This is a genomic window from Escherichia sp. R1, from assembly GCF_003000935.1.
In the GTDB taxonomy this organism is placed as follows: Bacteria; Pseudomonadota; Gammaproteobacteria; order Enterobacterales; family Enterobacteriaceae; genus Escherichia; species Escherichia coli.
The window spans coordinates 258,376-284,320 of record NZ_PSRU01000004.1 but is presented as its reverse complement, the minus strand read 5'-3'; the positions used below and the strand labels follow the sequence as shown (position 1 = coordinate 284,320).

Annotated in this window: 24 protein-coding genes and 1 rRNA gene; 16 read left to right on the top strand and 9 right to left on the bottom strand. The window is 51.0% G+C overall.

Going from position 1 to position 25,945, the window contains the following annotated elements; genetic code table 11:
• Positions 1 to 112, bottom strand: a 16S ribosomal RNA gene (locus tag C4F37_RS07370); the annotation flags it as partial.
• A 479-nt stretch (positions 113 to 591) separates the two neighbouring features.
• On the opposite strand from C4F37_RS07370, the gene C4F37_RS07365 reads away from it, so the two are divergent.
• Both C4F37_RS07365 and mdtD read left to right on the top strand, forming a co-directional pair.
• A complete protein-coding gene (locus C4F37_RS07365; protein WP_001131161.1) occupies positions 592 to 1,284 on the top strand; it encodes a FadR/GntR family transcriptional regulator in 693 nt (230 codons plus the stop codon).
• Between the two features lie 22 nt (positions 1,285 to 1,306).
• Positions 1,307 to 2,734 (top strand): multidrug transporter subunit MdtD, encoded by a 1,428-nt coding sequence (mdtD, locus tag C4F37_RS07360; protein ID WP_001774085.1) that lies wholly within the window; start codon positions 1,307 to 1,309, stop codon positions 2,732 to 2,734.
• Here mdtD and rbsR read toward each other — a convergent pair.
• The 7 genes from rbsR to kup all read right to left on the bottom strand — a co-directional run bounded on the left by rbsR (position 2,700) and on the right by kup (position 10,603).
• Positions 2,700 to 3,692 carry a ribose operon transcriptional repressor RbsR gene (gene rbsR / locus C4F37_RS07355; protein WP_000224470.1) on the bottom strand — a complete coding sequence of 331 codons (993 nt, stop codon included), beginning with the start codon at positions 3,690 to 3,692 and terminating at the stop codon, positions 2,700 to 2,702. The two genes, mdtD and rbsR, sit on opposite strands and share 35 nt — an antisense overlap.
• A 3-nt stretch (positions 3,693 to 3,695) precedes the next feature.
• Positions 3,696 to 4,625 carry a ribokinase gene (gene rbsK / locus C4F37_RS07350; RefSeq protein ID WP_001361791.1) on the bottom strand — a complete coding sequence of 310 codons (930 nt, stop codon included), beginning with the start codon at positions 4,623 to 4,625 and terminating at the stop codon, positions 3,696 to 3,698.
• Between the two features lie 125 nt (positions 4,626 to 4,750).
• A complete protein-coding gene (rbsB, locus tag C4F37_RS07345) occupies positions 4,751 to 5,641 on the bottom strand; it encodes a ribose ABC transporter substrate-binding protein RbsB (protein WP_001056273.1) in 891 nt (296 codons plus the stop codon).
• Positions 5,642 to 5,665: 24 nt separating this feature from the next.
• Positions 5,666 to 6,631, bottom strand: coding sequence for a ribose ABC transporter permease (gene rbsC / locus C4F37_RS07340; RefSeq protein WP_000211858.1), 966 nt, complete (start codon positions 6,629 to 6,631; stop codon positions 5,666 to 5,668).
• Between the two features lie 4 nt (positions 6,632 to 6,635).
• Entirely contained in the window at positions 6,636 to 8,141 is a 1,506-nt protein-coding gene (gene rbsA / locus C4F37_RS07335; protein WP_000387770.1) for a ribose ABC transporter ATP-binding protein RbsA, read from the bottom strand.
• Between the two features lie 7 nt (positions 8,142 to 8,148).
• Positions 8,149 to 8,568: a D-ribose pyranase gene (rbsD, locus tag C4F37_RS07330; protein WP_001346607.1), complete on the bottom strand. Its 420-nt coding sequence runs from the start codon at positions 8,566 to 8,568 to the stop codon at positions 8,149 to 8,151.
• Positions 8,569 to 8,734: 166 nt separating this feature from the next.
• Positions 8,735 to 10,603 (bottom strand): low affinity potassium transporter Kup, encoded by a 1,869-nt coding sequence (kup, locus tag C4F37_RS07325; RefSeq protein ID WP_000102331.1) that lies wholly within the window; start codon positions 10,601 to 10,603, stop codon positions 8,735 to 8,737.
• Positions 10,604 to 10,825: 222 nt separating this feature from the next.
• Here kup and ravA point away from each other — a divergent pair, with 222 nt between their 5' ends.
• Together ravA and viaA are read left to right on the top strand one after the other, a co-directional pair.
• Positions 10,826 to 12,322 carry an ATPase RavA gene (gene ravA, locus C4F37_RS07320; RefSeq protein ID WP_001297967.1) on the top strand — a complete coding sequence of 499 codons (1,497 nt, stop codon included), beginning with the start codon at positions 10,826 to 10,828 and terminating at the stop codon, positions 12,320 to 12,322.
• Positions 12,316 to 13,767: an ATPase RavA stimulator ViaA gene (viaA, locus tag C4F37_RS07315; protein ID WP_000956642.1), complete on the top strand. Its 1,452-nt coding sequence runs from the start codon at positions 12,316 to 12,318 to the stop codon at positions 13,765 to 13,767. The genes ravA and viaA overlap by 7 nt, the downstream gene beginning before the upstream one ends.
• Before the next feature lie 4 nt (positions 13,768 to 13,771).
• Here the strand turns inward: viaA and asnA are convergent, their stop codons facing one another.
• Positions 13,772 to 14,764: an aspartate--ammonia ligase gene (asnA, locus tag C4F37_RS07310; protein ID WP_001540168.1), complete on the bottom strand. Its 993-nt coding sequence runs from the start codon at positions 14,762 to 14,764 to the stop codon at positions 13,772 to 13,774.
• 151 nt (positions 14,765 to 14,915) lie between these two features.
• Between asnA and asnC the strand changes: the two genes are divergently transcribed.
• The 12 genes from asnC (at position 14,916) to atpD (ending at position 25,926) form a co-directional block, all read left to right on the top strand.
• Entirely contained in the window at positions 14,916 to 15,374 is a 459-nt protein-coding gene (gene asnC / locus C4F37_RS07305; protein ID WP_000432970.1) for a transcriptional regulator AsnC, read from the top strand.
• 89 nt (positions 15,375 to 15,463) lie between these two features.
• A complete protein-coding gene (mioC, locus tag C4F37_RS07300) occupies positions 15,464 to 15,907 on the top strand; it encodes an FMN-binding protein MioC (protein ID WP_000763742.1) in 444 nt (147 codons plus the stop codon).
• Between the two features lie 378 nt (positions 15,908 to 16,285).
• A complete protein-coding gene (gene mnmG, locus C4F37_RS07295) occupies positions 16,286 to 18,175 on the top strand; it encodes a tRNA uridine-5-carboxymethylaminomethyl(34) synthesis enzyme MnmG (protein ID WP_000499788.1) in 1,890 nt (629 codons plus the stop codon).
• Positions 18,176 to 18,238: 63 nt separating this feature from the next.
• A complete protein-coding gene (gene rsmG, locus C4F37_RS07290; protein WP_001774084.1) occupies positions 18,239 to 18,862 on the top strand; it encodes a 16S rRNA (guanine(527)-N(7))-methyltransferase RsmG in 624 nt (207 codons plus the stop codon).
• A gap of 616 nt (positions 18,863 to 19,478) precedes the next feature.
• Positions 19,479 to 19,859 carry a F0F1 ATP synthase subunit I gene (gene atpI, locus C4F37_RS07285; RefSeq protein ID WP_000116695.1) on the top strand — a complete coding sequence of 127 codons (381 nt, stop codon included), beginning with the start codon at positions 19,479 to 19,481 and terminating at the stop codon, positions 19,857 to 19,859.
• 8 nt (positions 19,860 to 19,867) lie between these two features.
• Positions 19,868 to 20,683 (top strand): F0F1 ATP synthase subunit A, encoded by an 816-nt coding sequence (gene atpB, locus C4F37_RS07280; RefSeq protein WP_000135618.1) that lies wholly within the window; start codon positions 19,868 to 19,870, stop codon positions 20,681 to 20,683.
• 46 nt (positions 20,684 to 20,729) lie between these two features.
• On the top strand, positions 20,730 to 20,969 hold the full coding sequence (atpE, locus tag C4F37_RS07275) for a F0F1 ATP synthase subunit C (RefSeq protein ID WP_000429386.1): 240 nt from the start codon (positions 20,730 to 20,732) through the stop codon (positions 20,967 to 20,969).
• Positions 20,970 to 21,030: 61 nt separating this feature from the next.
• Positions 21,031 to 21,501, top strand: a complete 471-nt coding sequence (gene atpF, locus C4F37_RS07270; protein ID WP_001052219.1) for a F0F1 ATP synthase subunit B — start codon at positions 21,031 to 21,033, stop codon at positions 21,499 to 21,501.
• A 14-nt stretch (positions 21,502 to 21,515) separates the two neighbouring features.
• Positions 21,516 to 22,049: a F0F1 ATP synthase subunit delta gene (atpH, locus tag C4F37_RS07265; RefSeq protein ID WP_001288587.1), complete on the top strand. Its 534-nt coding sequence runs from the start codon at positions 21,516 to 21,518 to the stop codon at positions 22,047 to 22,049.
• Between the two features lie 12 nt (positions 22,050 to 22,061).
• Positions 22,062 to 23,603 (top strand): F0F1 ATP synthase subunit alpha, encoded by a 1,542-nt coding sequence (atpA, locus tag C4F37_RS07260; RefSeq protein WP_106106705.1) that lies wholly within the window; start codon positions 22,062 to 22,064, stop codon positions 23,601 to 23,603.
• A gap of 50 nt (positions 23,604 to 23,653) precedes the next feature.
• Positions 23,654 to 24,517: a F0F1 ATP synthase subunit gamma gene (gene atpG / locus C4F37_RS07255; RefSeq protein ID WP_000896498.1), complete on the top strand. Its 864-nt coding sequence runs from the start codon at positions 23,654 to 23,656 to the stop codon at positions 24,515 to 24,517.
• Positions 24,518 to 24,543: 26 nt separating this feature from the next.
• A complete protein-coding gene (gene atpD / locus C4F37_RS07250) occupies positions 24,544 to 25,926 on the top strand; it encodes a F0F1 ATP synthase subunit beta (protein ID WP_000190506.1) in 1,383 nt (460 codons plus the stop codon).
• Positions 25,927 to 25,945 lie beyond the last annotated feature (19 nt).

Below are 25,945 nucleotides of genomic sequence, written 5' to 3'. Positions count from 1 at the left end.
CCGTCCGCCACTCGTCAGCAAAGCAGCAAGCTGCTTCCTGTTACCGTTCGACTTGCATGTGTTAGGCCTGCCGCCAGCGTTCAATCTGAGCCATGATCAAACTCTTCAATTTAAAAGTTTGATGCTCAAAGAATTAAACTTCGTAATGAATTACGTGTTCACTCCTGAGACTTGGTATTCATTTTTCGTCTTGCGACGTTAAGAATCCGTATCTTCGAGTACCCACACAGATTGTCTGATAAATTGTTAAAGAGCAGTGCCGCTTCGCTTTTTCTCAGCGGCGCGGGGTGTGCATAATACGCTTTCCCGCTACAGAGTCAAGCATTTTTTTGCTTTTCTCTGTTGAGATTCTCAGGAGAACCCCGCTGACCCGGCGGCGTGTTTGCCGTTGTTCCGTGTCAGTGGTGGCGCATTATAGGGAGTTATTCCGGCCTGACAAGAGGAAATTTAAAATAATTTTCCGACCGCGCATTTTTTCAGCAAAAGCCCCGTTAATGTGCCATAAAACAAGCAATTTGCCGTTTTTGCAACCGTAATCACACTTCCTGGTGGCATACTAAGAAGGAATAAAAAGAAAAAGGAAGATTAGTAATGCCTTTAAGCGCACAACAGTTAGCTGCACAGAAAAACCTTTCGTATGTTCTGGCTGAGAAGCTGGCGCAGCGGATCTTAAAAGGTGAATATGAACCCGGCACCATTTTGCCTGGTGAGATTGAGCTGGGCGAGCAATTTGGAGTGAGTCGTACAGCGGTACGCGAAGCGGTCAAAACGTTAACGGCAAAAGGGATGGTTTTACCGCGACCGCGAATTGGTACCCGAGTCATGCCACAATCGAACTGGAATTTTCTTGATCAGGAATTGCTTACCTGGTGGATGACAGAAGAGAACTTTCATCAGGTCATCGATCACTTTCTGGTTATGCGTATCTGTCTGGAGCCGCAAGCTTGCCTACTGGCAGCAAAGGTTGGCACCGCGGAACAGAAGGCGCATCTCAATACGTTAATGGCCGAAATGGCGGCATTAAAAGAGAACTTTCGCCGTGAACGCTGGATCGAAGTCGATATGGCCTGGCATGAGCATATCTATGAAATGAGCGCCAATCCGTTTTTGACCTCATTCGCCTCGCTATTCCATTCGGTTTATCACACTTACTTCACGTCAATTACCAGCGACACAGTGATAAAGCTGGATCTGCACCAAGCGATTGTCGATGCGATTATCCAAAGCGATGGCGACGCGGCATTTAAAGCTTGTCAGGCGCTGCTACGCTCACCAGATAAGTGATAACCCGATAACAGGACATTGAATGAGCGATAAAAAGAAGCGCAGTATGGCGGGTTTGCCGTGGATCACGGCGATGGCCTTCTTCATGCAGGCACTTGATGCCACTATTCTGAATACCGCCTTACCCGCAATCGCTCATAGCCTTAATCGTTCTCCTCTCGCGATGCAATCAGCCATCATCAGTTATACGCTGACGGTGGCGATGCTTATTCCGGTAAGCGGATGGCTAGCCGATCGCTTCGGTACACGTCGCATTTTTACCCTTGCCGTGAGTCTGTTCACGTTGGGTTCTCTGGCCTGCGCACTTTCCAACTCGCTACCACAGCTGGTTGTCTTCCGGGTTATTCAGGGGATAGGCGGCGCAATGATGATGCCTGTTGCTCGGCTGGCCTTACTGCGCGCTTATCCTCGTAATGAACTTCTTCCTGTATTGAATTTTGTCGCCATGCCGGGTCTGGTGGGGCCAATTTTAGGCCCCGTTCTTGGCGGCGTGCTGGTCACCTGGGCAACCTGGCACTGGATATTTTTAATCAATATCCCCATAGGTATTGCGGGCCTTCTTTACGCGCGCAAACATATGCCCAATTTCACCACCGCACGACGCAGATTCGATATCACTGGCTTTTTGCTGTTTGGCCTCAGCCTTGTTCTCTTCTCAAGCGGAATAGAGCTATTCGGGGAAAAGATTGTCGCCAGCTGGATTGCCTTGACGGTAATTGTCACCAGCATCGGGTTACTGCTTCTCTATATTCTCCATGCGCGACGCACGCCAAACCCATTAATTTCATTAGATTTATTTAAAACCCGCACTTTCTCGATCGGTATCGTAGGCAATATTGCAACCCGTCTGGGGACCGGCTGTGTACCGTTCCTTATGCCATTGATGTTACAGGTAGGATTTGGGTATCAGGCGTTTATTGCTGGCTGTATGATGGCACCGACAGCGTTAGGTTCCATTATTGCAAAATCGATGGTTACCCAAGTCTTACGTCGTCTGGGCTATCGCCATACGTTAGTGGGGATCACGGTGATTATAGGGCTAATGATCGCTCAGTTCTCTTTGCAATCACCAGCAATGGCGATATGGATGCTGATCTTGCCGTTGTTTATATTAGGGATGGCTATGTCGACACAATTTACCGCGATGAATACCATCACACTTGCCGATCTGACCGATGACAACGCCAGCAGCGGTAACAGTGTTCTGGCGGTCACGCAGCAACTGTCGATCAGTTTAGGCGTTGCTGTAAGTGCGGCAGTCCTTCGCGTTTACGAAGGGATGGAAGGCACAACGACAGTCGAACAATTCCACTATACGTTTATCACGATGGGCATTATTACTGTTGCTTCAGCAGCAATGTTCATGCTACTGAAAACAACCGATGGTAATAATTTGATCAAAAGACAGCGTAAATCTAAGCCGAACCACGTTCCATCAGAATCGGAGTAAGTTGTAATCGTTGTTGCTGTAGGGTCGGCTGGGTTATCCGATGGATGAGTACATCAATCGCCAGCTCCCCCAGTTCATCTTTCGGTTGGTGTATAGTTGTTAATGGTGGCGTCATAAAGCTTGCCAGTTCGATATCGTCATAGCCAATCACCGCGATATCCTGCGGAACCTGTAACTCTGCCTGATATAACGCCTGGTAAACGCCAACAGCCATAGCGTCATTTCCGGTAAAGACGGCCTGAGGACGCAGCGGATGTGATAACAGTTGGCGCATAGCGTCAAACCCGCCGTTAAATTCAAAATCACCAGTGACTTCATAGCCATCAGGAATGTTGAGACCCGCACGTTTCATCGCCGCCCGATAACCTTCCAACCGCAGGCGCGCCGGAGTTTTATCCAGCGGACCGGTAATACAGGCAATACGGGTATGACCTTTATCGATCAGATATTGCGTTGCTAAGTCTCCGCCCAGCAACGAGTTATCCTGAATAAGATCGCTGTCGCCATCGAACGGAGCCCAGTCCATCATCACGGTAGGCACTGTCGGATAACGTTGCATGATTTCACGCGAAGGCTGATGCGTTTCGGTGCACAGTAACAGCAAGCCATCAACGCGTTTTTGCATCAGCGTTTCCAGATTACGATTCATCCGCTGTTCATCGCCTTCGGTATTGCAAAGGACAAGACTATAACCGCGTTCGAAGCAGCTGCGTTCAACGCCACGCACCAGTTCTGAATAGAAAGGATTGGTACTGGCAGTGATCAACATGCCAATGGTATGTGTTTGATTGAGTTTGAGGCTACGCGCCAGAGCTGATGGCGCGTAATTGAGTTCTTTAATCGCCGCTTCAACTTTGGCTGTAATCGCTTCACTGACGAAGCGATCTTTATTGATAACGTGAGAAACTGTTGAGGTAGAAACGCCCGCCAGGCGGGCAACATCTTTCATTGTAGCCAAGCGTCACCTCTGCCTGTCTAAAAATGCGTCGATCTCTTCACGCCACGGTACGGAAGGTTGTGCGCCTTTACGTGTTACGGCAATCGCAGCGGCTGCATGGGCAAAACGAATCGCCTCTGGCAATGTTTTTTCTTCCAGCAACGCCGTGATTAACGCGCCGTTAAAGGTATCTCCGGCAGCAATGGTATCGACAGCCTGCACCCGGAATCCAGGAACGCGCTGACCTTCACCATTCACGCTAGCCCATACACCACGACTTCCTAAAGTAATCAGTACAGTACGGATACCTTTTTCATGCAGTACCTGCGCCGCCTTCGCTGCATCTTCATCATTTTCAACACGAATACCGGTGAGCTTTTCTGCTTCCGTTTCGTTTGGCGTAATAATGTCCACCAGCGCCAGAAGTTCGTCAGGAAGTTCGCGAGCCGGAGCCGGGTTAAGCGCAACGATAGTCTTATTTTGATGGGCGATTTTCGCCGCTGCCATCACACTTTCGAGTGGTGATTCCAGCTGCATTAATAATGCCGACGCGTTGGCAATACGCTCACGTTGCGCTTCCACCAGCGCCGGGGAAAGGGCAGCATTAGCGCCGGCATGAATACCGATGACATTCTCACCTTCGCCATTAACAAAAATCAGCGCCACACCTGTTGATTCGCCTTTGATCACGCTGACCGGAGAAATATCGATGTTATCAGTGGCGAGCTGCTGGCGAACGCTCTCACCAATGCTGTCATCGCCAGTGCAGGCAATAAACGCGATATTCGCACCGCTACGCCCAGCAGCCACCGCCTGATTCGCGCCTTTGCCGCCAAATGCAACCTGATAGTGGTTACCGGTTACGGTTTCGCCTGGAGTAGGAAAAGATTGAAGATTAAGAATGTGGTCAGCATTAATGCTGCCAAGAACAACGAGGCTGCCTGCGTTTTGCATATTCGGGATGTCCATAAAATGCGCCACCGTGTTAGGGTGGCGCGTGCCCTGCTTTTCTTTATATTACACGTTCATCTGTCGATGACGTATTTATGTCACCATCAGGTCATGTAACCTGATTAAAACTACTGCTTAACAACCAGTTTCAGATCAACCGGATACTTAGCCTGAACTTTCTCGCCTTTCAGCACTTTATCTGCGGTTTCGACGCCTTTCGCGCCAATCTGATCGGGTAGCTGAGCGATAGTCGCTGCTAGTTTGCCATCATTCACCGCTTTTTCGCCATCCGGTGTACCGTCAAATCCGACGACCATCACATCCGATTTACCGGCAGTTTGCAGTGCGCGCAGCGCGCCCAGCGCCATTTCATCATTCTGCGCGAATACAGCCTGAACATCCGGATGAGCGGTCAACAGGTTCTGCATTACGTTCAAACCTTTGGTGCGATCAAAATCTGCAGGCTGGCTGGCAAGAACATTAAACTTGTGAGCAGCAACGGCCTGCTGGAAACCTTCGCCACGTTCACGGGCTGCGGATGTACCGGCAATGCCTTGCAGCTCGATAACTTTGGCACCTTCACCCGCTTTCTTCGCGATGTAATCACCGGCGATTTTGCCGCCCAGTACGTTATCAGATGCAATGTGGCTCACCACTTCACCTTTCGTTGCCTGGCGGTCAAGAGTGATAACCGGGATGTTCGCCTGGTTAGCCATCTTTACAGCATTACCTACTGCGTCGGAGTCGGTCGGGTTAATCAGCAGAATTTTGGTACCGCGAACGGTTAAGTCCTGCACGTTCGCCAGCTCTTTCGCCGGGTTGTTCTGGGAGTCCAGCACCACCAGGTTATAGCCAAGTTTATCCGCCTCTTTCTGCGCGCCATCTTTCAGCGATACAAAGAACGGGTTGTTAAGCGTGGAGACCACCAGCGCGATGGTGTCTTTTGCCATCGCATTCGCACTGACGGTGGCGCTTAGCGCAACAGCGGAAACCAGGGTAGCCAGTTTTTTCATGTTCATATTCAAGATGTCCTGTAGTCGTTATTACTGCTTTTTGTTGTCTACCAGCACCGCCAGCAAAATCACCACCGCTTTGACGATCATCTGGTAATAGGAGGAAACACCTAACAAATTCAATCCATTATTAAGGAAGCCAAGAATTAATGCGCCGATCAACGTCCCAACAATGCGACCTTTTCCGCCCGCCAGACTCGTACCGCCCAGAACCACCGCAGCAATAGCATCCAGCTCATAGCCAGTCCCCGCAGTGGGTTGTGCGGAGGAGAGACGCGCCACTTCAATGATCCCGGCCAGCGATGCCAGCAGACCACAAAGAGAATAGACGATGATTTTGATTTTATTGACGTTGATACCAGAAAGACGCGTTGCCGCTTCGTTGCCGCCCAGCGCGTAGATGTAACGCCCCAGACGCGTGTGATGCAGCATGTACCAGGCCGCGAGGAAGACAATCCCCATGATCCAGACTGGCGTCGGTACGCCCAGCGGACGACCAATACCAAACCAGCCAAACAGATCGGCGTTCTCAGTAAAGCCGGTATTCACTGGGCTACCATTGGTATAAACCATGGTCACGCCGCGCAGTAAAAGCATCATAACCAGCGTAGCGATAAACGCCTGGACGCGACCTTTCGCTACAATCACCCCAGTTACCGCACCAATTGCGGCACCTAACGCGAGAGCGGCAGCGACAGCCACCAGCGCATTGACTTCAATGCCGACGATAGATGCAGCAACTGCGCCGGTCAGCGCCAACAGAGAACCTACCGACAAGTCGATACCCGACGTCAGGATCACCAGCGTCATCCCGACCGCCATAATGGCGTTCACCGAGGTTTGCTGAAGAATATTGAATAAGTTATTGATGGTGAAAAAGTTCGGGCTTAACGTCGAGACAATCGCGATCAGCACCAGCAGAGCGATAAGCGATTTCTGCTCCATCAGCCACGCTTTCGTGAAATAACGGCGACCAGAGACAGTCTGGGTTGTCATTTTTTTACTCCTGATTCACGCGATTAAGCTTGCCCACAGCGGCAGCCATTAACACTTCCTGGGTGGCCTGCTCACGAGTAAATTCCCCGCTGAGATGCCCTTCATGCATGACGATGATGCGATCGCTCATGCCTAATACTTCTGGCATCTCCGATGACACCAGAATGATGCTCAAGCCATCGGCTTTGAACTGGTTAATCAGTTGATAGATCTCTTTTTTCGCGCCGACATCTACGCCACGGGTAGGCTCATCGAGGATCAACACTTTAGGGCGTGTCATCAGACCACGGGCAATCGCTACTTTTTGCTGATTGCCACCGGAAAGCAGACCAATTGCCTGTTCCATCGATGGCGTTTTCACATTAAACAGACGAATGAAATCACTCACAGCCTGCTGTTCATCGGCATGCTTCAAACTGCCGCCAGCACGGCTGAAGTAGCGCAGCGCGGTCAGCGACATGTTCTCTTTTACTGACATGCCCAGCACTAAACCGTCACGTTTACGGTCTTCGGAGATATAAACAATGCCGTTTGCCAGGCCATCCTGCGGCGAACGGGTAACGACTTCATGCCCATCCAGGGTGACGTAACCGCTTGTGCGCGGCAGTGCACCGTAGAGCACTTTCATCAGTTCGGTACGCCCAGCGCCCATCAAACCAGAGACGCCAAGAATTTCGCCTTTGCGTAAAGTAAAAGAGACATCGTTAACGCCAGGTCCGCAGAGATTATCGACTTTCAGGCGGATATCTCCCGGCGCTTTGTCCAGGTGCGGATATTGATCTTCCAGCTTGCGGCCCACCATCATCTCAATCAGAGAATCTTCGGTCAGTGATGCCACTTCGCGCTCAGCAATAAATTGTCCGTCACGAAAAACGGTAACGTCATCGCAAATCTCGAAGATTTCTTTCATGCGGTGGGAGATATAGACAATACCACGGCCTTGCGATTTCAGCTCGCGGATGACGCGGAACAAGGATTCGGTTTCGGTATCGGTCAGCGCATCGGTCGGTTCATCCATAATGATGACTTTCGACTCAAAGCTCAGCACTTTGGCGATTTCAACCATTTGCTGGTCACCGATGGAAAGATCGCCCACCAGCTTGTCGCTTTTAAAGCGCAGGTTAAGTTTAGCCAGCAATTTATCCGCTTCGGCATACATGGTTTTCCAGTCAATTTTGCCAAAGCGATTAACAAACTCACGACCAAGGAAAATGTTTTCGGCAATGGTTAACTGCGGGATCAGGTTCAGTTCCTGGTGGATAATCCCAATCCCGGCTTCCTGGGAAGATTTCGGCCCGGTAAATGTCGTTTCTTTCCCCAACCATAAAAGCGTACCGGCATCGCGAGTATAGATACCAGTAAGCACTTTCATCATGGTGGATTTACCCGCGCCGTTTTCGCCCACCAGCGCCATCACGCGGCCCGGATAGACATTTAACGCTGCGCCCGAGAGGGCTTTTACGCCCGGGAAGGCTTTATCGATGCCTTTAAGCTGAAGTAATGCTTCCATGACGGCCTCAGAACGTCACGCCAGCACAGAGAATGATATTCGCATACGGAGAACATTCTCCGCTGCGAATTACCGCCTGACTTTCTGCGGTTTGTTGTTTGAATTGTTCATGCGTGGTGTAACGAATTTCAATGGTGTTTCCCTGGTGTTTTTGCAGCTGCTCAAGGTGAGTGAGCAACGTTTCGTGGAGTTGCGGATTATGTTGTTTGATCTCTTCCGCGATAATGACAGCCTCGACCTGCATTTCATTTGTGACTACACCCAGCACCTGCATAAAAGAAGGTACACCCTGGGTTAATGCCATATCGATACGCGTTGTACTTTTGGGGATGGGTAAACCAGCATCACACACCACCAGCGTATCGGTATGTCCCAGTCGGGAGATCACCGATGAAATATCAGAATTAAGAACGGTGCCTTTTTTCATTTTTTTCTCCATCAGCGAAACGTTTCGCTGACCCGCAGTTTAATCCTGACTGAGTTGGGAAAACCATCGTGACGTTACGGAAATGTGATCAACCTCGAAACGTTTTACATGGTGATTAACCATGAAAACAAAAACGCCCCCTTATGGAGAAAGGAGGCGTCTGGCGTTAGATTTCGACCTGAGTACCCAGTTCGATAACTCTGTTTGGCGGGATTTCAAATTGATCCGGTGCCCGCAGCGCATTACGTTGCAGCAGCAAGTACAGCTTGCCGCGCAGACGCAAATACCACGGGCGTTTGCCGAGGATCAACGACTCATGCGACATAAAGAAGGAGGTTTCCATCATCCGGCAACTTAATCCTTCCAGACCGCAGCGGTGGAAAACTTCTTCCACGTTTGGCGTTTCTCGCCAACCATAACTTGCCACCACGCGCCAGAAAGTGGGCGACAGTTGTTCAATCTGTACCCGACGGACGTTATGGACATATGGCGCGTCTTCGGTGCGCAGAGTTAACAGAATCACCCGCTCATGCAATACCTTGTTATGTTTCAGGTTATGCATCAGCGCAAAGGGAATGACGTTGATTGCACGCGACATATACACCGCGGTCCCAGGCACGCGAACGGGCGGTGATTTCTCCAGCGAAGCAATCATCGCTTCCAGAGAGTTACCATGTTCATGCATCCGCCGCAGCAAGCGGAAACGCTCGCTCTTCCAGGTGGTCATCACGATAAACATCACCGTACCGAGGCTCAATGGCAACCAGCCGCCGGAGAGCAGTTTATCGAGGTTAGCGGTGAACAAGGGAATATCGACACAAAGGAAAGCAATCAGGATCAGCGCAACAAAATACTTATTCCAGTGCCAGTTCTGACGTGCCACGGTAGTCGAGAGAATAGACGTCAGCACCATGGTTCCGGTCACCGCAATCCCGTACGCCGCCGCCAGGTTGCTGGAGTGCTCAAAGCTGACAATCACAATCACGACCGCGACATAGAGCATCCAGTTCACAAAGGGAATATAGATTTGCCCTGACTCCATTTCGGAAGTGTGAATAATGCGCATCGGCGACAAATATCCCAGACGTACCGCCTGACGCGTCAATGAGAAGACGCCAGAGATAACCGCCTGCGAGGCAATTACCGTCGCCAGTGCGGCGATGATCAGCAGCGGGATCAGCGCCCAGTCCGGTGCCAACAGGAAGAACGGGTTCTTAATCGCTTCCGGATTCTTTAACAACAGCGCTCCCTGGCCGAAGTAATTAAGGGTTAAGGAAGGCAATACGACGGTGAACCACGCCAGACGAATAGGGAACTTACCAAAGTGCCCCATATCAGCATACAGCGCCTCGACCCCCGTAATCGACAGCACCACTGCCCCTAATGCAATAAAAGAAACCGTTTTGTATTCAAGGAAGAAATGCACCGCCCACATCGGATTCAGTGCATGCAGCACTTCCGGGTTAACAATAATGCTACGTAACCCCAGCCCTGCCAGAATCAAAAACCAGGTCAGCATGATCGGCGCAAACAGCTTACCGACCATAGCCGTGCCATGTTTTTGAATCATGAATAATAATGTGAGAACGATAATTGAGAGGGGAACTATCCAGGTATCCAGCTGCGGGGCGACGATTTCCAGACCTTCAATGGCGGACATCACCGAAATAGCGGGAGTAATGACGACTTCACCATAGAAAAAGCTGCCGCCGATTAGCCCCATAATCACCAGCATTGATGTGGTTCGCGCCGACGTATTACGCCCGGCAAGCGACATCAACGTCAGGATCCCCCCTTCACCGGCGTTATCTGCCCGCATCACGAAGGTGAGATATTTAATGGAAACCACAAAGATTAGCAGCCAGAAGATCAGCGATAAAAAGCCAAACACGGCATCGCGTTCAACGCCAAAACCAAACTGGCCGGACAAACATTCACGAAGTGTATATAACGGGCTGGTACCAATATCGCCGTAGACAACTCCAATCGCCGCGAGGGTAATCGCGGGCAATGATTGCTTATTATCAGTGCTCATAGACTAGTCTTTCGTTGAAATATGAAATGTGTGCTTAGTCCCTTGGCCCACAAAAAAGCGCACAGTATGCACGATTAACGGCAAAATCGTACTCCTAAATGCGGCCACATTAACCTGGCTCAAAGAAAAATACCCCTCCTTTGAGACTATTTTAGCCACCAGCAAGAAACGTCTATACTCGCAATTTACGCAGAACTTTTGATGAAAGGACGCCACTTCATTATGGCTCACCCTCATTTATTAGCGGAAAGAATTTCCCGCCTGAGCAGTTCGTTGGAAAAGGGGCTTTATGAACGTAGCCACGCCATCCGCTTGTGTTTATTAGCGGCATTAAGTGGTGAAAGTGTGTTCCTCCTTGGCCCACCAGGTATTGCCAAAAGTTTGATCGCCCGGCGCTTAAAATTCGCCTTTCAGAATGCCCGCGCGTTTGAATATCTGATGACCCGCTTCTCCACGCCGGAAGAAGTTTTTGGTCCCCTTTCTATTCAGGCGCTAAAAGATGAAGGGCGCTATGAACGTTTAACCAGCGGTTACCTGCCGGAAGCTGAAATCGTCTTTCTGGATGAGATCTGGAAAGCGGGTCCGGCAATTCTTAATACCCTGCTCACCGCCATTAACGAGCGCCAGTTCCGCAACGGCGCACTCGTAGAAAAAATCCCGATGCGTCTGCTGGTGGCGGCCTCCAACGAGCTGCCGGAAGCAGACAGCAGTCTGGAAGCGTTATATGACCGCATGCTGATTCGTCTGTGGTTAGATAAAGTGCAGGATAAAGCGAATTTCCGCTCCATGCTGACCAGTCAACAGGATGAAAATGACAATCCGGTTCCTGCCTCCTTGCAGATCACAGATGAAGAATATGAACGCTGGCAGAAAGAGATTGGTGAAATTACGCTGCCCGATCATGTATTTGAGCTGATTTTTATGCTGCGCCAGCAACTGGATAAATTACCGGATGCGCCTTATGTCTCGGATCGTCGCTGGAAAAAAGCGATCCGCTTATTGCAGGCCAGCGCCTTTTTTAGCGGTCGCAGTGCTGTCGCCCCGGTTGATCTCATTTTGCTGAAAGATTGCCTGTGGTATGACGCGCAAAGCCTGAATTTGATACAACAACAAATTGATGTATTGATGACCGGTCACGCCTGGCAACAGCAAGGGATGTTGACCCGCCTGGGCGCGATTGTGCAACGTCACCTGCAACTTCAGCAGCAACAAAGCGATAAAACAGCCTTAACGGTAATTCGTCTGGGCGGCATTTTTAGCCGTCGTCAGCAGTATCAACTCCCTGTTAACGTTACTGCTTCCACTCTGACTCTGCTGCTGCAAAAACCGTTAAAACTGCATGATATGGAAGTGGTTCATATCTCCTTTGAGCGTAGCGCGCTGGAACAGTGGCTGAGTAAAGGTGGTGAGATTCGCGGCAAACTGAACGGTATCGGCTTTGCCCAGAAACTGAATCTGGAAGTCGATAGCGCCCAACATCTGGTTGTACGCGATGTGAGTTTACAAGGCAGTACGCTAGCACTTCCCGGTTCATCGGCTGAAGGTCTGCCCAGCGAAATAAAACAACAACTGGAAGAGCTTGAAAGCGACTGGCGCAAGCAACACGCTTTATTCAGCGAACAGCAAAAATGTCTGTTTATCCCTGGCGACTGGTTAGGTCGCATTGAAGCCAGCCTACAGGATGTCGGCGCACAGATTCGCCAGGCACAACAATGCTAACGCTGGATACGCTTAATGTGATGCTGGCCGTCAGCGAAGAGGGATTGATCGAAGAGATGATCATCGCGCTGCTGGCCTCACCGCAGCTGGCAGTCTTCTTTGAAAAATTCCCACGACTGAAGGCGGCAATCACTGATGATGTTCCCCGCTGGCGTGAGGCGCTGCGCAGTCGGCTGAAAGATGCCCGAGTCCCGCCGGAACTCACCGAAGAGGTGATGTGCTATCAGCAAAGCCAGCTCCTCTCCACGCCGCAGTTTATTGTGCAGCTACCACAAATCCTGGACTTACTGCATCGTCTGAATTCCCCATGGGCAGAACAAGCCCGACAGTTGGTTGATGCTAACAGTACGATCACTTCAGCGTTACACACGCTTTTTCTCCAGCGCTGGCGTTTAAGCCTGATCGTGCAAGCAACGACGTTAAATCAGCAGCTATTAGAAGAAGAACGCGAACAACTGTTGAGTGAAGTTCAGGAACGCATGACGCTGAGCGGGCAACTTGAACCGATTCTCGCAGATAACAATACCGCAGCTGGTCGTCTGTGGGATATGAGTGCCGGTCAGCTTAAACGTGGCGACTATCAGTTGATTGTGAAATACGGTGAATTTCTTAACGAACAGCCGGAACTGAAACGTCTGGCAGAACAGCTGGGGCGTTCCCGGGAAGCCAAATCAATACCGCGCAACGATGCGCAGATGGAAACCTTCCGCACCATGGTGCGCGAACCGGCGACAGTTCCTGAGCAGGTTGATGGTCTGCAGCAAAGCGATGATATTTTACGTCTCTTGCCGCCAGAACTGGCGACACTAGGGATAACGGAACTGGAGTATGAGTTTTACCGTCGGCTGGTGGAAAAACAGTTGCTCACCTATCGCCTGCATGGTGAGTCGTGGCGTGAAAAAGTGATCGAACGCCCGGTGGTGCATAAAGATTACGACGAACAGCCGCGCGGACCGTTTATTGTCTGCGTGGATACTTCCGGCTCAATGGGCGGCTTTAATGAACAGTGTGCGAAAGCGTTCTGCCTGGCCTTGATGCGCATAGCCCTCGCTGAAAACCGGCGCTGCTATATTATGCTATTTTCCACTGAGATCGTCCGTTATGAGCTTTCAGGGCCACAAGGTATTGAGCAAGCGATCCGCTTTTTAAGTCAGCAGTTTCGTGGCGGCACCGATCTTGCCAGTTGTTTTCGCGCCATTATGGAACGCTTGCAAAGCAGGGAATGGTTTGATGCCGATGCGGTGGTGATTTCTGATTTTATCGCCCAGCGGTTGCCTGACGACGTGACGAGTAAAGTGAAAGAGTTGCAGCGGGTACATCAGCATCGCTTTCATGCCGTGGCGATGTCGGCACATGGCAAACCCGGCATCATGCGCATTTTCGATCATATCTGGCGCTTTGATACCGGGATGCGAAGCCGCCTGCTCAGACGCTGGCGGCGATAAATTATTACAGCAGAGAAGGGACGCTCTCACGAACAGCTGCCGGCCATACACCACACTGAACCTGGCCGATATGTGGCAGTTGCAGCAGCAGCATGGTCAAACGAGACTGCCCGATACCGCCGCCGATGGTCTGCGGCATTTCACCGCGCAGCAGCGCCTGATGCCACTCCAGCTGCAGGCGATCTTCGTCACCGGTCAGCGCCAGCTGATGCTTCAGCGTGTCGGCATCCACGCGGATCCCCATGGAAGAAAGCTCAAACGCATCTTCCAGTACCGGGTTCCATACCAGAATATCGCCGTTCAGACCCGCATGGCCCAGCTCTGACGGGGTGCTCCAGTCATCATAATCCGGTGCGCGCACGTCGTGGCGATGACCATCACTCAACTTGCCGCCAATCCCGACGAGGAATACCGCGCCAAGATCTTTCGCAATCGCCCGCTCACGCCCTTTGGCATCGAGATCCGGATAACGAGACAGTAACTCCTGGCTGTGTACGAAATGGATCTGATCCGGCAGGAACGGTGCCAGGCCAAACTCTTCGCTAACCGCAGCTTCGGTTGCTTTAATTCCCACCCAGATCGCCTCTACCGTGCTTTTCAGAGTCGAGAATTGACGCTCGCCGTCGCCCATTACGCGTTCCCAGTCCCACTGGTCTACATAGACCGAGTGCAGCGGGGAAAGACGGTCTTCATCGGGGCGAAGGGCTTTCATGTGCGTGTACAGCCCTTCGCCCGCGCTGAAGTCGTGTTGCCCTAAGGTCTGACGTTTCCACTTCGCCAGTGAATGAACCACTTCAAACTGGGCATCAGGCAGAGCTTTCACTTTTACCTGCACCGCTTTTTCACAGCCCGACAAGTTATCCTGCGTGCCATCCCCCACACGGCTAAGAATCGGCGCCTGGACTTCGATCAGCCCCAGACGTTCTTCCAGTTGACGAGAAAAGTGAGATTTCACGAAGCTAATTTGACGTTGTTTGGCAATGTAAGCGGTTTTCATTTTTTATACTCCTGCGTCCTGTTGCTTATGATTAAGCAACAAAAACCGACACACATGCAATAATCATTCAATAAAAAGCCTCACGTACTTTTGATTCATTAAAAAAGAAGGCTAAAATAGAATGAATCATCAATCCGCATAAGAAAATCCTATGGAAAATTATCTAATCGACAATCTGGACCGTGGCATCCTGGAAGCATTAATGGGCAATGCGCGCACCGCTTACGCCGAACTGGCGAAACAATTTGGCGTCAGTCCGGGGACGATTCACGTTCGAGTAGAGAAAATGAAGCAGGCGGGGATCATTACCGGGGCGCGTATTGATGTCAGCCCGAAGCAGCTTGGTTATGACGTAGGCTGCTTTATCGGCATTATATTAAAGAGCGCCAAAGACTATCCTTCCGCGCTGGCAAAGCTGGAAAGCCTCGATGAAGTCACTGAAGCCTATTACACAACCGGCCACTACAGCATCTTTATAAAAGTGATGTGCCGTTCGATCGATGCTCTCCAGCATGTACTTATCAACAAGATCCAAACAATTGATGAAATTCAGTCCACCGAGACACTGATCGTCCTGCAGAACCCGATCATGCGTACCATTAAGCCCTGATCGGCTTTTTTAATCCCATACTTTTCCACAGGTAGATCCCAACGCTTTCACAGCGTACAATACGCCACTCTTAATAAAGGTGGCGGTTTATGGCAGATATCACTCTTATCAGCGGCAGCACCCTCGGCGGTGCCGAATATGTAGCAGAACACCTGGCTGAAAAGCTGGAAGAGGCGGGTTTTACCACCGAAACGCTGCACGGTCCGCTGTTGGAAGATTTATCTGCCTCGGGGATCTGGCTGGTTATCAGCTCCACCCACGGTGCCGGAGATATTCCGGACAACCTTTCTCCTTTCTATGAAGCATTGCAGGAACAGAAGCCCGATCTTTCTGCGGTCCGCTTTGGCGCAATCGGTATTGGTAGTCGTGAATATGACACCTTTTGTGGGGCTATTGATAAACTCGAGGCTGAACTCAAAAATTCCGGTGCAAAACAGACGGGCGAAACACTGAAGATCAACATTCTTGATCACGACATTCCGGAAGATCCGGCAGAAGAATGGCTGGGATCGTGGATTAATTTACTCAAATAAGTATACAGATCGTGCGATCCACTGTGGATAACTCTGTCAGGAAGCTTGGATCAACCGGTAGTTATCCAAAGAACAACGGTTGTTCAGTTTTTGAGTTGTGTATAACCCCTCATTCTGATCCCAGCTTATACTGTCCAGGATCACCGATCATTCACAGTTAATGATCCTTTCCAGGTTGTTGATCTTAAAAGCCGGATCCTTGTTATCCACAGGGCAGTGCGATCCTAATAAGAGATCACAATAGAACAGATCTCTAAATAAATAGATCTTCTTTTTAATACCCAGGATCCCAGGTCTTTCTCAAGCCGACAAAGTTGAGTAGAATCCACGGCCCGGGCTTCAATCCATTTTCATACCGCGTTATGCGAGGCAATCACCATGTTTTATCCGGATCCTTTTGACGTCATCATCATTGGCGGGGGTCATGCAGGCACCGAGGCCGCGATGGCCGCGGCGCGTATGGGTCAACAGACTCTGCTTTTGACACACAATATCGACACTCTGGGGCAGATGAGCTGCAACCCGGCGATCGGCGGTATTGGGAAGGGACATCTGGTAAAAGAAGTGGATGCACTCGGCGGTCTGATGGCGAAAGCGATCGATCAGGCGGGTATCCAGTTTAGGATACTAAACGCAAGCAAGGGACCGGCGGTTCGCGCTACCCGAGCTCAGGCAGATCGTGTGCTCTACCGTCAGGCGGTACGTACGGCGCTGGAGAACCAACCGAACCTGATGATCTTCCAGCAGGCAGTTGAAGATCTTATTGTCGAAAACGATCGCGTGGTCGGTGCCGTTACCCAAATGGGACTGAAGTTCCGTGCCAAAGCTGTCGTGCTCACCGTTGGGACGTTCCTCGACGGTAAAATTCATATCGGTCTGGATAATTACAGCGGTGGCCGTGCTGGTGATCCGCCGTCCATTCCGCTTTCTCGCCGTTTGCGTGAACTGCCGCTGCGCGTTGGTCGTCTGAAAACCGGGACACCACCGCGTATTGATGCTCGAACCATCGACTTTAGCGTACTGGCGCAACAGCATGGCGATAACCCAATGCCAGTATTCTCGTTTATGGGCAATGCGTCCCAGCATCCCCAGCAGGTGCCGTGTTATATCACTCATACCAACGAGAAAACCCATGATGTGATCCGCAGTAACCTCGATCGTAGCCCAATGTACGCAGGGGTGATCGAAGGTGTCGGCCCACGCTACTGCCCGTCGATCGAAGACAAAGTCATGCGCTTCGCCGACAGAAATCAGCATCAGATCTTCCTTGAACCGGAAGGGCTGACCTCTAACGAAATTTATCCGAACGGTATCTCCACCAGCCTGCCGTTCGATGTGCAGATGCAAATCGTCCGCTCCATGCAGGGGATGGAAAACGCGAAGATCGTGCGTCCGGGTTATGCCATTGAGTATGACTTCTTCGATCCACGCGACCTGAAACCGACGCTGGAGAGCAAGTTTATCCAGGGGCTGTTCTTTGCTGGTCAGATTAACGGCACTACCGGTTACGAAGAAGCCGCTGCGCAAGGTTTGCTGGCTGGTCTTAACGCTGCCCGTCTGTCTGCTGACAAAGAAGGTTGGGCTCCGGCGCGTTCTCAGGCATATCTCGGCGTACTGGTTGATGACCTGTGCACTTTAGGAACCAAAGAACCGTATCGTATGTTTACCTCGCGCGCAGAATATCGTCTGATGCTGCGCGAAGATAATGCTGATCTGCGTTTGACTGAAATCGGTCGCGAACTGGGCCTGGTGGATGACGAACGTTGGGCGCGCTTTAACGAGAAACTTGAGAATATCGAGCGTGAGCGTCAGCGTCTGAAATCGACCTGGGTAACCCCGTCGGCGGAAGCTGCAGCCGAAGTGAATGCTCACCTGACTGCGCCGCTTTCCCGTGAAGCCAGTGGTGAAGATCTGCTACGTCGTCCTGAAATGACTTATGAAAAATTAACCACGCTGACACCGTTTGCCCCTGCGTTGACAGATGAACAGGCTGCGGAACAGGTTGAGATTCAGGTTAAATACGAAGGTTATATCGCGCGCCAGCAAGATGAGATCGAAAAGCAGCTGCGTAACGAGAATACCCTGCTACCAGCGACGCTGGATTACCGCCAGGTATCCGGTCTTTCTAACGAAGTGATCGCCAAACTTAACGATCACAAACCGGCCTCTATTGGCCAGGCTTCGCGTATTTCTGGCGTCACGCCTGCGGCTATCTCCATTCTGCTGGTGTGGCTGAAAAAACAGGGTATGCTGCGTCGTAGCGCATAACGCATTAAAAATGCCTGGTAAGCACCCGCTTACCAGGCAACGCATCAAGAACAGGTAATCACCGTGCTCAACAAACTCTCCTTACTGCTGAAAGACGCAGGTATTTCGCTTACCGATCACCAGAAAAACCAGCTTATTGCCTACGTGAATATGCTGCATAAATGGAATAAAGCGTACAACCTGACTTCGGTCCGCGATCCTAATGAGATGCTGGTACGCCATATTCTCGATAGCATTGTGGTGGCACCGTATCTGCAAGGTGAACAGTTTATCGATGTCGGCACCGGACCGGGACTGCCTGGCATTCCACTCTCTATCGTGCGTCCTGAAGCTCATTTCACGTTGTTGGATAGCCTTGGTAAACGCGTGCGTTTCCTTCGTCAGGTGCAACATGAGCTTAAACTGGAGAATATTGAGCCAGTACAGAGCAGGGTAGAAGAGTTTCCGTCAGAGCCGCCATTTGATGGCGTAATTAGCCGCGCTTTTGCCTCTCTGAACGATATGGTGAGCTGGTGCCACCATCTTCCTGGTGAGCAAGGCCGTTTCTACGCGCTGAAAGGGCAAATGCCGGAAGATGAAATCGCTTTGTTGCCCGAAGAATATCAGGTCGAATCAGTGGTTAAACTTCAGGTTCCAGCCCTGGATGGCGAACGTCATCTGGTGGTGATTAAAGCAAATAAAATTTAATTTTTATCAAAAAAATCATAAAAAATTGACCGGTTAGACTGTTAACAACAACCAGGTTTTCTACTGATATAACTGGTTACATTTAACGCCACGTTCACTCTTTTGTATCAACAAGATAACGTGGCTTTTTTTGGTAAGCAGAAAATAAGTCATAAGTGAAAATATCAGTCTGCTAAAAATCGGCGCTAAGAATCATCATTGACTGTTAAAACATTATTAAAAATGTCAATGGGTGGTTTTTGTTATGTAAATGTCATTTATTAAAACAGTATCTGTTTTTAGACTGAAATATCATAAACTTGCAAAGGCATCATTTGCCAAGTAAATAAATATGCTGTGCGCGAACATGCGCAATATGTGATCTGAAGCACGCTTTATCACCAGTGTTTACGCGTTATTTACAGTTTTTCATGATCGAACAGGGTTTGCAGAAAAGTCGCAATTGTATGCACTGGAAAAATATTTAAACATTTATTCACCTTTTGGCTACTTATTGTTTGAAATCACGGGGGCGCACCGTATAATTTGACCGCTTTTTGATGCTTGACTCTAAGCCTTAAAGAAAGTTTTATACGACACGCGGCATACCTCGAAGGGAGCAGGAGTGAAAAACGTGATGTCTGTGTCGCTCGTGAGTCGAAACGTTGCTCGGAAGCTTCTGCTCGTTCAGTTACTGGTGGTGATAGCAAGTGGATTGCTGTTCAGCCTCAAAGACCCCTTCTGGGGCGTCTCTGCAATAAGCGGGGGCCTGGCAGTCTTTCTGCCTAACGTTTTGTTTATGATATTTGCCTGGCGTCACCAGGCGCATACACCAGCGAAAGGCCGGGTGGCCTGGACATTCGCATTTGGCGAAGCTTTCAAAGTTCTGGCGATGTTGGTGTTACTGGTGGTGGCGTTGGCGGTTTTAAAGGCGGTATTCTTGCCGCTGATCGTTACGTGGGTTTTGGTGCTGGTGGTTCAGATACTGGCACCGGCTGTAATTAACAACAAAGGGTAAAAGGCATCATGGCTTCAGAAAATATGACGCCGCAGGATTACATAGGACACCACCTGAATAACCTTCAGCTGGACCTGCGTACATTCTCGCTGGTGGATCCACATAACCCCCCAGCCACCTTCTGGACAATCAATATTGACTCCATGTTCTTCTCGGTGGTGCTGGGTCTGTTGTTCCTGGTTTTATTCCGTAGTGTAGCCAAAAAGGCAACCAGCGGCGTGCCAGGTAAGTTTCAGACCGCGATTGAGCTGGTGATCGGCTTTGTTAATGGTAGCGTGAAAGACATGTACCATGGCAAAAGCAAGCTGATTGCTCCGCTGGCCCTGACGATCTTCGTCTGGGTATTCCTGATGAACCTGATGGATTTACTGCCTATCGACCTGCTGCCGTACATTGCTGAACATGTACTGGGTCTGCCTGCACTGCGTGTGGTTCCGTCTGCTGACGTGAACGTAACGCTGTCTATGGCACTGGGCGTATTTATCCTGATTCTGTTCTACAGCATCAAAATGAAAGGCATCGGCGGCTTCACGAAAGAGTTGACGCTGCAGCCGTTCAATCACTGGGCGTTCATTCCTGTCAACTTAATCCTTGAAGGGGTAAGCCTGCTGTCCAAACCAGTTTCACTCGGTTTGCGACTGTTCGGTAACATGTATGCCGGTGAGCTGATTTTCATTCTGATTGCTGGTCTGTTGCCGTGGTGGTCACAGTGGATCCTGAATGTGCCGTGGGCCATTTTCCACATCCTGATCATTACGCTGCAAGCCTTCATCTTCATGGTTCTGACGATCGTCTATCTGTCGATGGCGTCTGAAGAACATTAATTTACCAACACTACTACGTTTTAACTGAAACAAACTGGAGACTGTCATGGAAAACCTGAATATGGATCTGCTGTACATGGCTGCCGCTGTGATGATGGGTCTGGCGGCAATCGGTGCTGCGATCGGTATCGGCATCCTCGGGGGTAAATTCCTGGAAGGCGCAGCGCGTCAACCTGATCTGATTCCTCTGCTGCGTACTCAGTTCTTTATCGTTATGGGTCTGGTGGATGCTATCCCGATGATCGCTGTAGGTCTGGGTCTGTACGTGATGTTCGCTGTCGCGTAGTAAGCGTTGCTTTTATTTAAAGAGCAATATCAGAACGTTAACTAAATAGAGGCATTGTGCTGTGAATCTTAACGCAACAATCCTCGGCCAGGCCATCGCGTTTGTCCTGTTCGTTCTGTTCTGCATGAAGTACGTATGGCCGCCATTAATGGCAGCCATCGAAAAACGTCAAAAAGAAATTGCTGACGGCCTTGCTTCCGCAGAACGAGCACATAAGGACCTTGACCTTGCAAAGGCCAGCGCGACCGACCAGCTGAAAAAAGCGAAAGCGGAAGCCCAGGTAATCATCGAGCAGGCGAACAAACGCCGCTCGCAGATTCTGGACGAAGCGAAAGCTGAGGCAGAACAGGAACGTACTAAAATCGTGGCCCAGGCGCAGGCGGAAATTGAAGCCGAGCGTAAACGTGCCCGTGAAGAGCTGCGTAAGCAAGTTGCTATCCTGGCTGTTGCTGGCGCCGAGAAGATCATCGAACGTTCCGTGGATGAAGCTGCTAACAGCGACATCGTGGATAAACTTGTCGCTGAACTGTAAGGAGGGAGGGGCTGATGTCTGAATTTATTACGGTAGCTCGCCCCTACGCCAAAGCAGCTTTTGACTTTGCCGTCGAACACCAAAGTGTAGAACGCTGGCAGGACATGCTGGCGTTTGCCGCCGAGGTAACCAAAAACGAACAAATGGCAGAGCTTCTCTCTGGCGCGCTTGCGCCAGAAACGCTCGCCGAGTCGTTTATCGCAGTTTGTGGTGAGCAACTGGACGAAAACGGTCAGAACCTGATTCGGGTAATGGCTGAAAATGGTCGTCTTAACGCGCTCCCGGATGTTCTGGAGCAGTTTATTCACCTGCGTGCCGTGAGTGAGGCTACCGCTGAGGTAGACGTCATTTCCGCTGCCGCACTGAGTGAACAACAGCTCGCGAAAATTTCTGCTGCGATGGAAAAACGTCTGTCACGCAAAGTTAAGCTGAATTGCAAAATCGATAAGTCTGTAATGGCAGGCGTTATCATCCGAGCGGGTGATATGGTCATTGATGGCAGCGTACGCGGTCGTCTTGAGCGCCTTGCAGACGTCTTGCAGTCTTAAGGGGACTGGAGCATGCAACTGAATTCCACCGAAATCAGCGAACTGATCAAGCAGCGCATTGCTCAGTTCAATGTTGTGAGTGAAGCTCACAACGAAGGTACTATTGTTTCTGTAAGTGACGGTGTTATCCGCATTCACGGCCTGGCCGATTGTATGCAGGGTGAAATGATCTCCCTGCCGGGTAACCGTTACGCTATCGCACTGAACCTCGAGCGCAACTCTGTAGGTGCGGTTGTTATGGGTCCGTACGCTGACCTTGCCGAAGGCATGAAAGTTAAGTGTACTGGCCGTATCCTGGAAGTTCCGGTTGGCCGTGGCCTGCTGGGCCGTGTGGTTAACACTCTGGGTGCACCAATCGACGGTAAAGGTCCGCTGGATCACGACGGCTTCTCTGCTGTAGAAGCAATCGCTCCGGGCGTTATCGAACGTCAGTCCGTAGATCAGCCGGTACAGACCGGTTATAAAGCCGTTGACTCCATGATCCCAATCGGTCGTGGTCAGCGTGAATTGATCATCGGTGACCGTCAGACCGGTAAAACCGCACTGGCTATCGATGCCATCATCAACCAGCGCGATTCCGGTATCAAATGTATCTATGTCGCTATCGGCCAGAAAGCGTCCACCATTTCTAACGTGGTACGTAAACTGGAAGAGCACGGCGCACTGGCTAACACCATCGTTGTGGTAGCAACCGCGTCTGAATCCGCAGCACTGCAATACCTGGCACCGTACGCTGGTTGCGCAATGGGTGAATACTTCCGTGACCGCGGTGAAGATGCGCTGATCATTTACGATGACCTGTCTAAACAGGCTGTTGCTTACCGTCAGATCTCCCTGCTGCTCCGTCGTCCGCCAGGACGTGAAGCATTCCCAGGCGACGTATTCTACCTCCACTCTCGTCTGCTGGAGCGTGCTGCGCGTGTTAACGCCGAATACGTTGAAGCTTTCACCAAAGGTGAAGTGAAAGGGAAAACCGGTTCTCTGACTGCGCTGCCGATTATCGAAACTCAGGCGGGTGACGTTTCTGCGTTCGTTCCGACCAACGTAATCTCCATTACCGATGGTCAGATCTTCCTGGAAACCAACCTGTTCAACGCCGGTATTCGTCCTGCGGTTAACCCGGGTATTTCCGTATCCCGTGTTGGTGGTGCAGCACAGACCAAGATCATGAAAAAACTGTCCGGTGGTATCCGTACCGCTCTGGCACAGTATCGTGAACTGGCAGCGTTCTCTCAGTTTGCATCCGACCTTGACGATGCAACACGTAAGCAGCTTGACCACGGTCAGAAAGTGACCGAACTGCTGAAGCAGAAACAGTATGCGCCGATGTCTGTTGCGCAACAGTCTCTGGTTCTGTTCGCAGCAGAACGTGGTTACCTGGCGGATGTTGAACTGTCGAAAATCGGCAGCTTCGAAGCCGCTCTGCTGGCTTACGTCGACCGTGATCACGCTCCGTTGATGCAAGAGATCAACCAGACCGGTGGCTACAACGACGAAATCGAAGGCAAGCTGAAAGGCATCCTCGATTCCTTCAAAGCAACCCAATCCTGGTAACGTCTGGCGGCTTGCCTTAGGGCAGGCCGCAAGGCATTGAGGAGAAGCTCATGGCCGGCGCAAAAGAGATACGTAGTAAGATCGCAAGCGTCCAGAACACGCAAAAGATCACTAAAGCGATGGAGATGGTCGCCGCTTCCAAAATGCGTAAATCGCAGGATCGCATGGCGGCCAGCCGTCCTTATGCAGAAACCATGCGCAAAGTGATTGGTCACCTTGCACACGGTAATCTGGAATATAAGCACCCTTACCTGGAAGACCGCGACGTTAAACGCGTGGGCTACCTGGTGGTGTCGACCGACCGTGGTTTGTGCGGTGGTTTGAACATTAACCTGTTCAAAAAACTGCTGGCGGAAATGAAGACCTGGACCGACAAAGGCGTTCAATGCGACCTCGCAATGATCGGCTCGAAAGGCGTGTCGTTCTTCAACTCCGTGGGCGGCAATGTTGTTGCCCAGGTCACCGGCATGGGGGATAACCCTTCCCTGTCCGAACTGATCGGTCCGGTAAAAGTGATGTTGCAGGCCTACGACGAAGGCCGTCTGGACAAGCTTTACATTGTCAGCAACAAATTTATTAACACCATGTCTCAGGTTCCGACCATCAGCCAGCTGCTGCCGTTACCGGCATCAGATGATGATGATCTGAAACATAAATCCTGGGATTACCTGTACGAACCCGATCCGAAGGCGTTGCTGGATACCCTGCTGCGTCGTTATGTCGAATCTCAGGTTTATCAGGGCGTGGTTGAAAACCTGGCCAGCGAGCAGGCCGCCCGTATGGTGGCGATGAAAGCCGCGACCGACAATGGCGGCAGCCTGATTAAAGAGCTGCAGTTGGTATACAACAAAGCTCGTCAGGCCAGCATTACTCAGGAACTCACCGAGATCGTCTCGGGGGCCGCCGCGGTTTAAACAGGTTATTTCGTAGAGGATTTAAGATGGCTACTGGAAAGATTGTCCAGGTAATCGGCGCCGTAGTTGACGTCGAATTCCCTCAGGATGCCGTACCGCGCGTGTACGATGCTCTTGAGGTGCAAAATGGTAATGAGCGTCTGGTGCTGGAAGTTCAGCAGCAGCTCGGCGGCGGTATCGTGCGTACCATCGCAATGGGTTCCTCCGACGGTCTGCGTCGCGGTCTGGATGTAAAAGACCTCGAACACCCGATCGAAGTCCCGGTAGGTAAAGCGACTCTGGGCCGTATCATGAACGTACTGGGTGAACCGGTCGACATGAAAGGCGAGATCGGTGAAGAAGAGCGTTGGGCGATTCACCGCGCAGCACCTTCCTACGAAGAGCTGTCAAACTCTCAGGAACTGCTGGAAACCGGTATCAAAGTTATCGACCTGATGTGTCCGTTCGCTAAGGGCGGTAAAGTTGGTCTGTTCGGTGGTGCGGGTGTAGGTAAAACCGTAAACATGATGGAGCTTATTCGTAACATCGCGATCGAGCACTCCGGTTACTCTGTGTTTGCGGGCGTAGGTGAACGTACTCGTGAGGGTAACGACTTCTACCACGAAATGACCGACTCCAACGTTATCGACAAAGTATCCCTGGTGTATGGCCAGATGAACGAGCCGCCGGGAAACCGTCTGCGCGTTGCTCTGACCGGTCTGACCATGGCTGAGAAATTCCGTGACGAAGGTCGTGACGTTCTGCTGTTCGTTGACAACATCTATCGTTACACCCTGGCCGGTACGGAAGTATCCGCACTGCTGGGCCGTATGCCTTCAGCGGTAGGTTATCAGCCGACCCTGGCGGAAGAGATGGGCGTTCTGCAGGAACGTATCACCTCCACCAAAACCGGTTCTATCACCTCCGTACAGGCAGTATACGTACCTGCGGATGACTTGACTGACCCGTCTCCGGCAACCACCTTTGCGCACCTTGACGCAACCGTGGTACTGAGCCGTCAGATCGCGTCTCTGGGTATCTACCCGGCCGTTGACCCGCTGGACTCCACCAGCCGTCAGCTGGACCCGCTGGTGGTTGGTCAGGAACACTACGACACCGCGCGTGGCGTTCAGTCCATCCTGCAACGTTATCAGGAACTGAAAGACATTATCGCCATCCTGGGTATGGATGAACTGTCTGAAGAAGACAAACTGGTGGTAGCGCGTGCTCGTAAGATCCAGCGCTTCCTGTCCCAGCCGTTCTTCGTGGCAGAAGTATTCACCGGTTCTCCGGGTAAATACGTCTCCCTGAAAGACACCATCCGTGGCTTTAAAGGCATCATGGAAGGCGAATACGATCACCTGCCGGAGCAGGCGTTCTACATGGTCGGTTCCATCGAAGAAGCTGTGGAAAAAGCCAAAAAACTTTAACGCCTTAATCGGAGGGTGA